Source organism: Arthrobacter sp. UYEF21, from assembly GCF_040546085.1.
Taxonomy (GTDB): Bacteria; Actinomycetota; Actinomycetes; order Actinomycetales; family Micrococcaceae; genus Arthrobacter.
Genome location: NZ_JBEPNF010000001.1, coordinates 620,292 through 633,220 on the forward strand (window position 1 = coordinate 620,292; position 12,929 = coordinate 633,220).

Genomic DNA, 12,929 nt, shown 5'->3' on the forward strand with positions numbered 1-12,929 from the left:
CGCCACCGCAACCCTGCGCCCGGCGGTGCGCCGGGAGACTCTGAGGCTGGCGGACCATGTCAGGAAGAAGATGCGCGGCCAGGAGCAGGCGGCCACGCCTGCGGATGCGCCTCAGCGGCGCACCGACGTCCGGCTGGGGCTGCCTGCACTGCTGGTCTGGGGTGCCGCCGTGGCCGGAGTTTGGCTCTCCCCAGTATTGCTGGCGGTGCTGTGCGGCCTCTTGCTGGTCTCGGCCGTCTTCTTGCTGGGCCGGGCTGCCCGCGCGAGTAGCCTGCTGGCCCGGCGCAGGAGCTTCCTGACCACCACGGCAGTCGCTTTGATGCTGGCCGCCGCCGCGGCAGCGCACTCTGCTGTCGCCTCCTCGCAGAGCCACGATGGCCCTCTCGCGGAAGGAGCCGCAGCCGGAAAGTCGGTGGTTGCTGTCCTGGAGATTACCGGATCCCCGCGAGCGCTGACGCTCCCGGGACAGGCAGGAATGCCCGAACGGTGGTCGGCCGCGGCCCGGACAGTGGAAGTCACCGTCAGCGGCAACGTCATCCGCACCCGGGCCGAGCTCGTGGTCATGGGCGGCCGGGGCTGGGACAACGTCCTCCCGGGGCAGACGGTCCGGACCGCCGGCAAGCTGAAGCCACCCGATGCGGGACAACAGGAAGCAGCCATCCTCTCGGCATCCACGGCACCCGGTGCGGATGCGGGCGCCGACGCCGCTCCCGCCGGGCAGGCGATGGCCAGGGAGCTGAGGGGCAGGTACGTAGCCGCCGCCTCGTTCCTTGCATCCGATCCCCGCGGCCTCCTGCCGGGAATGGTCACCGGCGACACGTCGGCGCTGGATGAAGGGCTCAATGCGGCCATGAAAACCGTGGGCCTGACCCATCTCACTGCGGTCAGCGGGGCCAACTGCAGCCTGGTCCTCGGCGCCCTGCTGGTTGCGGCGCGCAGCCTCCGGCTCCCCAGACTCCCTGCTGCCGGGCTGGCCCTGACCGGGCTGGGGATGTTTGTGGTACTCGTAGGCGCAGACGCCAGTGTCCTGCGTGCTGCGCTGATGGGTTCAATCGCCATCGCCTCACTGGCAGGCGGCCGGGCGGGACGCGGGCTCAGCTTCCTCTGCCTCGCCGTGATGGGCCTGCTGCTTATTGACCCCGGCCTGGCAACCAGCTTCGGGTTTCTGCTCTCGGTACTGGCCACGTTGGGGATCATCGTCCTGGGTCCCCGGATGATGGAATGGACGCCCGCGCTCGTTCCACGATGGGCAGCGGCAGCCTGGGCCGTACCATTGTCCGCGCAGCTCCTGTGCGGCCCAGTCATCGTGCTGCTGCAGCCGCAGTTCTCCACCTACTCCCTGCTGGCGAACATCGTGGCGGCGCCGCTCGTGGCACCCGTGACACTCCTGGGCACGGCCGCTGTGCCGCTGGTTTCGTGGGTGCCCTGGCTGGCAACTGCCCTGATCGCCGTCGCAGGCACCTTCAGTGCCGGTGTAGCGGGCACTGCCCGGACCGCCGCAGGCCTGCCAGGGGCCGCCCTGCCCTGGCCCGAGGGCCCGTTTGGTTCCCTGACCATGGTGCTGCTGTCGCTGCTGACCCTTGGCGGCGTCTGGGCAGCCGCCAGTCCCCGCCGCCTGGTGCGGCGTGTCTTCGCGCTGCATGCACGGACGGTATCCCTGCTGGACCTCTTGGACAGGAATCTGCAGGCCTTGCCCAAGCGCCACGGGCGGGGCCGCGCGGTCCGCGGCTTGGAGCGGGGTGTCCGCCATGGCAGGCTTAGATACTGCACCAAAACTTCCGGGAGGAATCCACCATGGCTGCTGCCCAAACCACCCGAACCCGGGCGCCGTCGTCGAATGTTGCCCCCTGGCGGGACGTGACGCCGGCAGCAATCGTCCTGGTGGGCGGACCCGAGGAGTACATCGGCATCCGCGCCATGGACCAGGTCCGCTCACAGGTACGGGCATCGTTCCCGGACGTTGAAGTGAGCCGCCTGGCGGCCGGCAGCTACGAGGCGGGCACCCTGGCCATGAACGTCAGCCCTTCACTCTTCGGCGAACGCAAACTGATCGAAGTCGAGGGCGTTGAAACCATGAACGACGCCTTCCTCGCCGACGCCCTCGCATATTTGGCACACCCTGAGCCTGAGGCGGTCCTGGTCCTGCGACACGCCGGGGGAGTCCGCGGTAAGAAACTCCTCGATGCGGTCAAGGCCGGCGGTTGGCCGGTGGTGGACTGCCAGCCCCTGAAAAAGGACGCGGAGAAGGCAGCTTTCGTGGCGGCTGAGTTCAGGGCAGCCGGTCGGAAGATCACTTCGGACGGGGTGCAGTCGCTGGTCAACGCTGTAGGCGCCAACCTTTCGGAACTCGCAGCGGCCTGCAGCCAGTTGATCGCCGATGCCACGGGCGCGGTGACCCCGGAGTTGGTGGACCGTTATTACGGCGGCAGGATTGAAGCCACGGCCTTTAAAGTTGCCGATGCGGCCATGGCCGGCAACGGTCCGGTGGCGCTGTCCACGCTCCGGCACGCCTTGGCCACAGGAGCTGATCCGGTTCCCCTGGTTGCGGCGCTGGCCGCCAAACTGCGGACGGTTGCCAAAGTGGCCGGCGCCCAGGGCTCCTCCGGGCAAATAGCGAGGGAACTGGGCATGCAGCCGTGGCTGGTGGAGCAGGCGCAGCGTGATGTTCGCCGCTGGACACCGGATGGCCTGGTGCGCGCCATTCAGGCCACGGCCGAAGCAGACGCCCAGGTGAAGGGACTCTCACGTGATCCGGTCTACGCCGTAGAACATGTGGTGACCGTCATCGCCACCTCCGTGCAGCGGCACTGACACTGGTCCTGGAGGCTCACCGAAAGATCCTGCGGCCTGAAGAGCCGTGGCTGGCCCCGCCAGCAGGAACGCTTAAAGAGTTGAGGCCGGCACCCAAGGGTGCCGACCTCAATCATCAGTTCTGGTGAACTGGAAACCTTACAGTGCGTTGACCTTCTTGGAGATCGCCGACTTGCGGTTCGCTGCGTTGTTCTTGTGCAGAACACCCTTGCTGACAGCCTTGTCCAGCTTGCGGCTGGCGGCAACCAGGGCAACAGCAGCTGCATCCTTGTCGGTGGACTCAACGGCGGTGTTGACGGCGCGGATGGCCGTCTTCAGCTCAGACTTGACTGCGTTGTTGCGCAGGCGTGCCTTCTCGTTGGTGAGGATGCGCTTCTTCTGGGACTTGATATTAGCCACGTGTGAACTCTCTTTTTAATGCGGAAATGGTCTAGAGGGCTTTCAGATTGGCCATTGACTGAGCGGCGTGGGGATACCTATGGCGGCCAACCATCAGTGGCCGTCGACCTGCACGGACACACAGCTGTCAAGAATAGCAGACCCTGTGTGGGCTGGCCATTTCGGCTGGTTATTTCCAGCCGTGTCGTTGGCGAAGCCCGGCCGCCACCAGGTCAAAGCGTGTCCGCTCGAGCACAGCACCTTCCCGCCGGATGCTGTCCGGGGCGATCCGCAGTATCCGTCCGAGGTTCGCTTCACTGGGCCGCTGCCGGCGGTCCCAGGTTCCGGTGCCGATGTCCACGTAGTCGCCGGAACGGCGATCGTCCTGGTCGTGGTCCTTGCTGGTCAGCATCAGGGCAAGCAGGTACCGGCCGTTTTTGCCGACCAGCAGGACCGGACGGTCCTTGCCCCGGCTGTAGTCCTCTTCATAGGGCACCCACGTCCACACGATCTCACCGGGATCAGGACTGCCGTCAGGCTGAGGGGCATACCTGATGGCGGAGACGCCGCGGTAGTCGCCGGGATAGCCACTCAGCGGTGCCGGCCGGACCGGCGGCGCCTGGCGTGCCGCTGCCGGGGCTTTCCGTTCCGCCGGGCGGACGGTGCTGGCGCGCAATTTTTGCAGGACCCTGACTGATGTCCGGACGGCGTTGGCCAATGAGCGGAAGTTGATAGGCATGGGCAAACAATATCGCCGATCAGCAGCGCATAATTGCCGCCGGATGCAGTGCGTTGCGCCCGGACGTGGGACACTGGAGGTTCGAAATGTGCGGCCCGTCCGCAGGGTGCCTTCAGTGCGTCCTGCCCGGCTGCCCGAAGCCATCAGTGAATGCCAACAGTAAGGACCCTGCGTGTCTCCCATGGCCCGCACCGCCCCGGTGCCCGCCGCGACAGATCCGGCCATCATTCGGAATTTCTGCATCATCGCGCACATTGACCACGGCAAGTCCACCCTGGCCGACCGTATGCTGCAGTTCACCGGAGTGGTTCAGTCCCGCGACATGAAGGCCCAGTACCTGGATCGCATGGACATCGAACGCGAGCGCGGCATCACCATCAAATCCCAGGCCGTCCGTATGCCGTGGGAACTCGATGGCACCAGCTATGCCCTGAACATGATCGACACCCCCGGCCACGTGGACTTCACCTACGAGGTCTCCCGCTCGCTGGCGGCATGCGAAGGCGCAGTGCTGCTTGTGGATGCGGCCCAGGGCATCGAGGCACAGACCCTCGCCAACCTCTACCTGGCGATGGAAAACAACCTCACCATCATCCCGGTCCTGAACAAGATTGACCTCCCCGCAGCGCAGCCCGAAAAGTATGCTGCCGAGCTTGCCAGCCTGATCGGCGGCGACCCCGACGACGTCCTCCGCGTCTCCGGCAAGACGGGCATGGGCGTCGAGGTGCTGCTGGACAAGATCATCCGCGACCTTCCGGCCCCCGTCGGTGACCCGAATGCTCCCGCGCGGGCCATGATTTTCGACTCTGTCTACGACACGTACCGCGGCGTGGTCACCTACGTCCGTGTGGTCGACGGTATGCTGCACCCCCGTGAACGCATCCAGATGATGTCCACCCGGGCCACCCACGAACTCCTGGAAATTGGTGTGAGCTCCCCGGAACCCACCCCCTCCAAGGGCCTGGGCGTCGGCGAAGTGGGCTACCTCATCACCGGCGTGAAGGACGTGCGCCTATCCAAGGTTGGCGACACCGTCACCAACCTTGCCAAGCCTGCAACTGACTCCCTCCCCGGCTACGCCGACGCCAAGCCCATGGTCTTCTCCGGCCTGTATCCGCTGGACGGCACGGACTACCCCGTGCTCCGCGATGCGCTGGAAAAGCTGATGCTCAACGACGCCGCACTGGTGTACGAGCCCGAAACGTCGGCGGCGCTGGGCTTCGGCTTCCGCGTTGGCTTCCTGGGTCTGCTGCACCTGGAAATCACCCGCGAACGACTGGAACGCGAATACAACCTTGATCTCATCTCCACCGCCCCCAACGTGGAGTACGAGGTAACGCTGGAGGACAAGAAGGTGGTCCATGTGACTAACCCCAGCGAGTACCCCTCCGGCAAAATCGCCGAGGTCCGCGAGCCCATGGTGTCCGCCACCATCCTGGCGCCCAACGAATTTGTTGGGGCCATCATGGAACTCTGCCAGAGCCGGCGAGGTGTCATGGGCGGCATGGACTACCTGTCAGAGGACCGCGTGGAGATCAGGTACCGCCTCCCGCTGGCCGAAATCGTTTTCGATTTCTTCGACATCCTCAAGTCCAAGACCCGTGGCTACGGCTCGCTGGACTGGAAGGCCGACGGCGAGCAGGTAGCCGATCTGGTCAAGGTGGACATCATGCTCCAGGGCGAACAGGTGGATGCATTCTCGGCCATCACCCACCGTGACAAGGCCTACGCCTACGGCGTGATGATGACCAGCAAGCTGCGCGAACTCATTCCTCGGCAGCAGTTCGAAGTGCCGATCCAGGCCGCGATCGGCTCGCGCATCATCGCCCGGGAAAGCATCAGGGCCATCCGCAAGGACGTTCTGGCCAAGTGCTACGGCGGTGACATTTCGCGAAAGCGTAAACTTCTGGAAAAGCAGAAGGAAGGCAAGAAGCGGATGAAGATGGTGGGCCGTGTCGAGGTTCCCCAGGAAGCCTTCATTGCTGCACTGACTACGGACGAGTCCAAGGACAAGGCTAAGAAGTAGTGATGACAGTGGCCCGGACCACGGGAGGCCGCCGCAATGCCTAGCGTTCTTCCCCTTGGCGACCCGGCGCCGTCGGACGGTCTCCTGCCTGCCCAGGCAACGGGCGGTGCGGCGGGCCGGGCCTTCGGGCTCTACGTGCACATCCCGTTCTGCGCCGTCCGGTGCGGATACTGCGATTTCAACACGTACACGGCCACCGAACTCGGTGGCGGCGCGTCCCAGGACGCCTATGCCGACACCGCTATTTCCGAGGTCCGGCTGGCCGCAGGGGTCCTCATGGACTCCGGGTTGCCCGCCCGGCCACTGAGCACCGTGTTCTTCGGCGGCGGGACCCCCACGCTGCTCCCGGCGGAAGACCTTGCACGGATCCTGGCCGCAGCCGTCGGGGAATGGGGACTTGAGGATGGCGCCGAAGTCACCACCGAAGCGAACCCGGATTCTGTCACTCCCGAATCTTTGGCAATGCTGAAGGATGCCGGCTTCACCCGGGTTTCCTTTGGCATGCAGTCAGCAGTTCCGCACGTGCTCAAAGTCCTGGACCGCACGCACACACCCAGCCGGGTGCCGCAGGTGGTGCAGTGGGCGCGCGAGGCCGGACTGGCCGTGAGCCTGGACCTGATCTACGGGACACCGGGCGAGTCCCTCGATGACTGGCGGTATTCCCTGGAGACCGCCCTGTCCTATCAGCCGGACCATATCAGCGCCTACGCACTGATCGTCGAGGACGGGACCAAGCTCGCCGCGCAGATCCGCCGGGGTGAAGTTGCGGGGATCGACGACGATGACCACGCCGATAAGTATGAGCTCGCGGACCAGCTGATCGGCGAAGCCGGGTTGAGCTGGTATGAGGTCAGCAACTGGTCCCGCACGCCCGACCAGGCCTGCCGGCACAATCTCGCCTACTGGCGCGGGGATGACTGGTGGGGCATTGGCCCCGGCGCACACTCCCACGTGGGCGGTGTGCGCTGGTGGAACGTCAAGCATCCCACCGCTTACGCGGGGCGGCTCGCGCAAGGGCTCTCACCGGCGGCCGGCCGGGAAACGCTCGACGCCGAAACGCGGGACATGGAGCGGGTGATGCTGGAGGCCCGGCTCGTTTCCGGAGTCCACGTCCCGTCGCTGGGACAGGACGGCCGCCACGCTGTTGCCGGGCTGATCGCCGATGGCCTCGTGGAGCCGGCGGCCGCCTTCCGCGGCACGCTGGTCCTGACGCTGAAGGGCCGCCTGCTGGCCGACGCCGTGGTCCGACGGATCCTGCCTGACTGACCCCGCGTTGCTTTTCGGCTATTTGATCCAGCGCAGGTTGTACTGGTAACGGTGGGGCTGGCCCTTGTTGACATGGATGCCGGCGGCCACCGAGAAGCAGGTCAGGGCAATCCAGATCAGGGTTGCGATGACGGCGAAAATGTTCCCCACCACCGGAATGAACACCAGGATGTTGGCCACCAGCGCCGCGATGGTGGGCGGCAGGCTGAAGTTCAGTGCTTCCTTAGACTCCTGCGCAGTGAACGGCCCGCGTTCACGGAAAATCAGGTAAATCAGCAGGGACGGTACGCAGCCGAGGATCCCGCCAAAGTGTGCCAGCGTGGCCCATTGACGGTCTTCGCTGGCCGTGAGGGGCAACGCGTTTGCGGGAACGCCCTGGTACTCGGAACGGCTTTGGTCGTCCCGGTGCTCGCGTGCGTTTTGTGCCACGGTTTCTTCCTTCGAAAGTGCAATGGTGCTGGTTTCGCGAATGCCGGCCTATCGCAGCAACAGTCTCCGCAGTACCAAGAATACTGGTTCCGCTGCCAAATGCCGCCGTCGATAGCGGGCATGGGGCAGGACCGGCGCCGCCGGGGCTACTGCGCCGTGAGGAAGTCGATGACTTCCTCCACCCGCCCCAGGAGCGACGCTTCCAGATCTGCATAGGTGCGGACCGCACCCAACAGCTTCTGCCAGCCCAGGCCGATGTCCTCCTTGGTGGAGTGCGGCCAGCCGAACGCTGCCAGGATGCCGGTCTTCCAGTCCTGACCCCGGGGCACCACGGGCCACTGGTCAATGCCCAGCACCGCGGGCCGGATGGCCTGCCACACGTCAACGTAAGGGTGCCCAACGATCAGAACGTTGCCGGCGGCACCGGGAGAGGCCATCACACCGGCCGCGATGCGCCACTCCTTTGAGTCCGGGACCAGGTGGTCCACCAGGACCCCAAGCCGCCGTCCGGGACCGGGACCAAAGCCGGCCACCGCCCCCGCGAGGTCGTCGATGCCGTGCAAAGGCTCCACGACGATGCCCTCCACGCGCAGATCGTCACCCCAGACCTTTTCCACGAGTTCGGCGTCGTGCTTTCCCTCCACCCAGATCCTGCTCGCTTTGGCCACCTGGGCACGCTGGCCGGCCACGCGCACCGAACCGGACGCTGTCCGGCCGGCTGGAGCGGCGGTGTTCTGCCTGGGCACGGGCGGCACCAGCCGGATGGGCCGGCCTTCCAAAAGGAAACCGAATCCAAGCCGGAACGAACGCGACTTGCCGCGCCGGTCCTCGAGGGCCACCACATGCATGCCGCCGGACTTCTCCACCCGGGTCACCGCTCCTACCCAACCGGACTGGGCGTCTTCGAGAACCATGCCGCGTTCGACGGGAACCTCGGGCAGTTCGTTCCGGACGGGCGCGCTGATCTCCTGCGGACCCCAGTTCTGGTATTGCATGGATTGATTCCGCCTTGTGCTAGATCGTGCCTTTGAATGTTCGCCCGGAGCGGTACCAATGCTAACAACGGGGTGAGTCATATTAGACTGTTAGCACTTAGGCACGTCGAGTGCTAACAGGCCGTGACCATTGAGGCGCAACCGTGGATGGAGGTGGAGTGTGAGCGAGCCGCGCAAACTGGAAGTACTGCGTGCCATCGTGGAGGACTATGTGCACTCCCGCGAGCCCGTGGGTTCGAAGGCCCTGGTTGAACGCCATCATCTCGGTGTGTCCAGCGCAACCATCCGCAACGACATGGCGGCCCTGGAAGACGAGGGCCTGATCACCGCGCCGCACACCAGCGCCGGCCGCATCCCCACGGACAAGGGCTACCGGCTGTTTGTGGACCAGATTTCCGCCGTGAAGCCGCTCTCGCCGGCGGAAAAGAAGGCCATCCAGTCATTGCTGGAGGGATCTGATGACCTGGATGACGTCCTGGACCGGACTGTCCGGCTGCTCTCCCAGCTGACCAACCAGGTGGCCGTGGTGCAGTACCCCCATCTGAGCCGGGCCACCATCCGTCACATCGAATTTGTTCTGCTGGCGCCCCGTCAGGTACTTCTGGTGCTCATCGCCACCACCGGCAAGGTGGAGCAGCGCGTGCTCGACGTCGGCCAGGACCTTGGCGAGGACGGTATCGCCGCCATGCGGACACACTTCCTCGGATCGCTGGCTGGCACACCGCTGAGCCGGCTGGCCCAGTCGTTGCCGGGCGTGGTGTTTTCTGTCGCTCCCGGCCAGCGTGCTGCTGCCCAGGCGCTGGCACAGGGGCTGGAAACGCTCGCGCACAGCAGCCGCGAGGACCGCATGGTGATGGCCGGGACGGCGAACCTGGCCAGGTCCAACGTGGATTTTCCCCTCAGCATCGGACCGGTGCTCGAAGCACTGGAGGAGCAGGTTGTCTTGCTCCGCCTGCTCAGTGACATGGCCCAGGACCCGCGTGGAGTCACCGTCAGCATCGGCCGCGAAAATCCTTATGACGGCCTGGCCGAAGCCTCCGTGGTGGCCACCGCCTACGGACCGGACAGCACGGCCAAGATCGGTGTGCTGGGCCCTACCCGGATGGACTATCCCACCACCATGGCCGCCGTCAGGGCAGTGGCCCGTTACCTGTCAAGAATTCTGGGTCCGTAACAGCCGCGGTCCAGGCATGAAGAGCGGAGCCGGCAGCCCGGCTGCCGGCAGTACAACAAGGAAGAGATACGAACTTTGAGCAGCCACTACGACGTCCTCGGAGTCTCGCCGGAAGCCACCGGAGAAGAGATCAAGAAGGCCTACCGCAAGCTGGCCCGCACCCTTCACCCGGACGTTAATCCCGGGGACGATGCGTCGGACCGCTTCAAGGCCGTGACCCACGCCTACGAGGTACTTTCGGACCCCCAGAAGCGCCGCGTCTATGACACCACCGGTAACGAAAACGGTACCGACAATGGTTTCGGCGGCGGTGGATACGCCGGCCAGGGCTTCGCGTTCCAGGACATTTTCGATACGTTCTTCGGCGCCGGCGGATCCTCGGGCCCGGCGTCACGGGTCCGCCGCGGCCAGGACGCCCTCATCAGCGTCCGGATCGAACTCCGCGATGCCGTGTTCGGCGTCAACCGCAAACTTGAGGTGGATACCGCCGTCACCTGCCCCACCTGCAACGGCTCCTGCTGCCGCGACGGGAGCCACCCTGAACGCTGCGATATCTGCGGCGGCAGCGGCCAGGTCCAGCGTGCGGTGCGCTCCATCCTGGGCCAGGTCATGACGGCGGCCCCGTGCGGCAGCTGTGAAGGCTTCGGGACTGTGATCAAGGATCCCTGCAACGAGTGCAGCGGCCAGGGCCGCATCCGCAGCCGCCGGTCGCTCACCATCAAGGTGCCGGCCGGCGTGGCAACGGGTACCCGCATCCAGCTCTCCGGGCAGGGCGAGGCTGGCCCGGCCGGAGGTCCGGCCGGTGATCTGTACGTCGAGATCCGGGTCAACAACGACGCCACGTACGTCCGCGACGGCGACGACCTGCACGCGACGCTGCACATTCCGATGACCGCCGCAGCGCTGGGCACCGAGGTGTCCCTGGATACGTTTGACGGGATTCAGGAGATCGACGTCAAGGCGGGGACCCAGGCCGGCGAGGTCATCACGCTCCGCGGCCTGGGCGTCACGCATCTGCGCGGCTACGGCCGAGGGGACCTCATGGTCCACCTGCAGGTGGAGACACCGGCAAAGCTGGACGCCGCACAGGAGGATCTCCTGCGGCAGCTGGCCAAGTTGCGCGGTGAGCAGTTCACGGAGGGCAAGCTGGCGGCCAGCGGCGGGGTCTTCGCCAAGCTGCGGGACCGGTTCGGTAACCTGTAGCGGTGAGCAACCCCGTTTTTTTCAGCGGCGCCGGGTCGCTGGACGCCGTGGTGCCCGGTGCCCGGTACTCCCTGCAGGGCCCGGAGGCGCGACATGCCGTAACGGTTAAGCGGCTGACCCCGGGCGAATCCGTGGACATTGCGGACGGCGCCGGGAAGCGGCTGACCGGAACGGTGGTTGCCGCGTCACCTGCCGAGCTCACCGTGGAATGCGCCGTGATGGCGGTGGAGGACCAGCCAGACATTCGGCTGGTGCTGGTCCAGGCCCTGGCCAAAGGCGACCGCGACGAACTCGCCGTGGAAACAGCCACCGAATTAGGGATCGACGCCGTTGTGCCCTGGCAATCGGAACGCTCTATTGTGCGCTGGAAGGGTGAGCGCGCCGCGAAGGCCCATGCTAAATGGCAGTCAGCGGTCACAGCGGCCGCAAAACAGGCGCGGCGCGCCTGGATTCCCGAGGTACGTGCCGCCGTCGAAACCCCCGGGTTGGCTGTTGCCGTGGCCGCCGCGGACTTGGCGGTGATTCTTCATGAAGACGCAGTACGGCCGCTCCGGTCTGTGCTTGAAGCCTGGCACGCCGGCGAGCCGCAGGCCGTCCCACGGGAAGTCCTGCTCATCGTCGGCCCGGAGGGCGGGATCAGTCCCCGCGAAGTTACCCGGCTCTGCGATGCAGGTGCCGTGACGGCTCTCCTGGGTCACCATGTCCTGCGGTCGTCCACTGCCGGACCTGCGGCAGTTGTGGTGGCGAGCGATGTGTTGGGACGCTGGAGCGCCCTGTACCCCTGAAAACTAGCTGACGTTGAACTTCCTCGTATCTACGTTTTGCTCCGCTCTGCTGCCGCCGCCGTCCGTTTGGGACACGCGGAGCTCATAACTTCCCGAGGACAGGCTGAGGGCCAGAGTGAACAGGCCGGCCTGGGTGGCGTCCGTGCCGGCTGTGGTCTCGCCAGTCAGGTAGGGCGTCTTGTCCCCGTTCCCCGCGGTCCGCAGGATCTGCCAGCGGAGCTTGTCGCCGGGGACGGTGCTGCGGCCGGTGATCTTGACACTGCCGCCGGAAAAATCCGTACCCTCCTGCGGATCGATAATCCACACGGGCGCCACCATCCCGGGGGCCCGCGACATGGGAGCACCCAACTGGACGTGGTCGAAGGCGACGTAGTCCGTGTGGCTGTCCACCAGGACCCGGACCTGGATCTGCTGGCCGGAGTCGATCAGGCCGCTACTTGCCGCCGCCGCGGTGGCGGTAAAGACCAACTGCTGAATGGCACGGACGGCCATGTCGGCGTCGAGGTTGCTGTTGAATGCATCCGCCGAGACGTCGACGGTGATGACATTCTTACCGGAGATCGAGGTTGCCAGCTTTGCGGGGCTCTGCCACGGCGTGAAAAAATCAGGGTCGAGTGGCTTCTCCGACATCATGGCGCGCAGTGCGCGTGTTACCGGGTTCTCCTGTTCCGGGACATCCCGGAACTCGCGGTACAGGAAGGCATTGCCGTCACTGCGGCCAATCCAGTACACGGGCGCCTTGTTTGATGACTGGGTAGTCTCCAGCGGGGCGCTCGTGGACAGCACGCCGGGAGAACCGGTGGCGGCAGCGGTGGAGTTGGCCGTCAGGATGGGCTCGGGGCCGGCGTCCGCAATGCAGCCGGTCAGCAGGAGGAGCACTGGCAGGAGACCCACGACGCCCCGGGCGCGGACATGCCGTGAGGCGCGTCCGGCCGTGCGGGGGGTGGGTGTTTCCGGCACTCTGATGGCCTGCCCTTCCTGGCTGAGAATGATGAGGCCGTGGCCCCGTGAGCCGGTCCCCGGACGGCCTGGATTTCAAGCATCGCATAGAGCTGCACACCAAAAGTGCCCAATCCGCCCGTTGCGCCCAACTGCAACGGGAACGAGATGAGCCCGATATGAA

At 65.8% G+C, this 12,929-nt stretch carries 12 protein-coding genes; 7 read left to right on the forward strand and 5 right to left on the reverse strand.

Annotated features, from left to right (window positions below):
- Nucleotides 1-25 precede the first annotated feature (25 nt).
- Both ABIB27_RS02995 and holA read left to right on the forward strand, forming a co-directional pair.
- Nucleotides 26-1,861: a ComEC/Rec2 family competence protein gene (locus ABIB27_RS02995; RefSeq protein ID WP_354253472.1), complete on the forward strand. Its 1,836-nt coding sequence runs from the start codon at nucleotides 26-28 to the stop codon at nucleotides 1,859-1,861.
- Nucleotides 1,795-2,811 carry a DNA polymerase III subunit delta gene (holA, locus tag ABIB27_RS03000; protein ID WP_354214371.1) on the forward strand — a complete coding sequence of 339 codons (1,017 nt, stop codon included), beginning with the start codon at nucleotides 1,795-1,797 and terminating at the stop codon, nucleotides 2,809-2,811. Before ABIB27_RS02995 ends, holA begins: the two co-directional genes overlap by 67 nt.
- 138 nt (nucleotides 2,812-2,949) lie before the next feature.
- Here the strand turns inward: holA and rpsT are convergent, their stop codons facing one another.
- Nucleotides 2,950-3,210, reverse strand: coding sequence for a 30S ribosomal protein S20 (rpsT, locus tag ABIB27_RS03005; RefSeq protein ID WP_066291556.1), 261 nt, complete (start codon nucleotides 3,208-3,210; stop codon nucleotides 2,950-2,952).
- A 169-nt stretch (nucleotides 3,211-3,379) separates the two neighbouring features.
- The gene (locus ABIB27_RS03010) at nucleotides 3,380-3,928 is read right to left on the reverse strand and encodes a type II toxin-antitoxin system PemK/MazF family toxin (protein ID WP_354253473.1); all 549 of its coding nucleotides are present in this window, start codon (nucleotides 3,926-3,928) and stop codon (nucleotides 3,380-3,382) included.
- A gap of 172 nt (nucleotides 3,929-4,100) precedes the next feature.
- Between ABIB27_RS03010 and lepA the strand changes: the two genes are divergently transcribed.
- Both lepA and hemW read left to right on the forward strand, forming a co-directional pair.
- A complete protein-coding gene (gene lepA, locus ABIB27_RS03015; RefSeq protein ID WP_354214373.1) occupies nucleotides 4,101-5,954 on the forward strand; it encodes a translation elongation factor 4 in 1,854 nt (617 codons plus the stop codon).
- Between the two features lie 36 nt (nucleotides 5,955-5,990).
- Nucleotides 5,991-7,220: a radical SAM family heme chaperone HemW gene (gene hemW / locus ABIB27_RS03020; RefSeq protein WP_354253474.1), complete on the forward strand. Its 1,230-nt coding sequence runs from the start codon at nucleotides 5,991-5,993 to the stop codon at nucleotides 7,218-7,220.
- 18 nt (nucleotides 7,221-7,238) lie between these two features.
- Here the strand turns inward: hemW and ABIB27_RS03025 are convergent, their stop codons facing one another.
- Nucleotides 7,239-7,649 carry a DUF4870 domain-containing protein gene (locus ABIB27_RS03025; RefSeq protein ID WP_354214375.1) on the reverse strand — a complete coding sequence of 137 codons (411 nt, stop codon included), beginning with the start codon at nucleotides 7,647-7,649 and terminating at the stop codon, nucleotides 7,239-7,241.
- A gap of 146 nt (nucleotides 7,650-7,795) precedes the next feature.
- On the reverse strand, nucleotides 7,796-8,644 hold the full coding sequence (locus ABIB27_RS03030) for a DUF3097 domain-containing protein (RefSeq protein ID WP_354253475.1): 849 nt from the start codon (nucleotides 8,642-8,644) through the stop codon (nucleotides 7,796-7,798).
- A gap of 160 nt (nucleotides 8,645-8,804) precedes the next feature.
- Between ABIB27_RS03030 and hrcA the strand changes: the two genes are divergently transcribed.
- The 3 genes from hrcA (at nucleotide 8,805) to ABIB27_RS03045 (ending at nucleotide 11,806) form a co-directional block, all read left to right on the forward strand.
- Complete coding sequence (hrcA, locus tag ABIB27_RS03035; RefSeq protein WP_354214377.1) at nucleotides 8,805-9,818, forward strand: heat-inducible transcriptional repressor HrcA; 1,014 nt, start codon at nucleotides 8,805-8,807, stop codon at nucleotides 9,816-9,818.
- 75 nt (nucleotides 9,819-9,893) lie between these two features.
- Nucleotides 9,894-11,021, forward strand: a complete 1,128-nt coding sequence (gene dnaJ / locus ABIB27_RS03040; protein ID WP_354214378.1) for a molecular chaperone DnaJ — start codon at nucleotides 9,894-9,896, stop codon at nucleotides 11,019-11,021.
- A 2-nt stretch (nucleotides 11,022-11,023) separates the two neighbouring features.
- Nucleotides 11,024-11,806 carry a 16S rRNA (uracil(1498)-N(3))-methyltransferase gene (locus tag ABIB27_RS03045; protein ID WP_354253476.1) on the forward strand — a complete coding sequence of 261 codons (783 nt, stop codon included), beginning with the start codon at nucleotides 11,024-11,026 and terminating at the stop codon, nucleotides 11,804-11,806.
- 3 nt (nucleotides 11,807-11,809) lie between these two features.
- On the opposite strand, the gene ABIB27_RS03050 is transcribed toward ABIB27_RS03045, so the two are convergent.
- Nucleotides 11,810-12,766 carry a GerMN domain-containing protein gene (locus tag ABIB27_RS03050; protein ID WP_354253477.1) on the reverse strand — a complete coding sequence of 319 codons (957 nt, stop codon included), beginning with the start codon at nucleotides 12,764-12,766 and terminating at the stop codon, nucleotides 11,810-11,812.
- Between the last annotated feature and the right edge of the window lie 163 nt (nucleotides 12,767-12,929).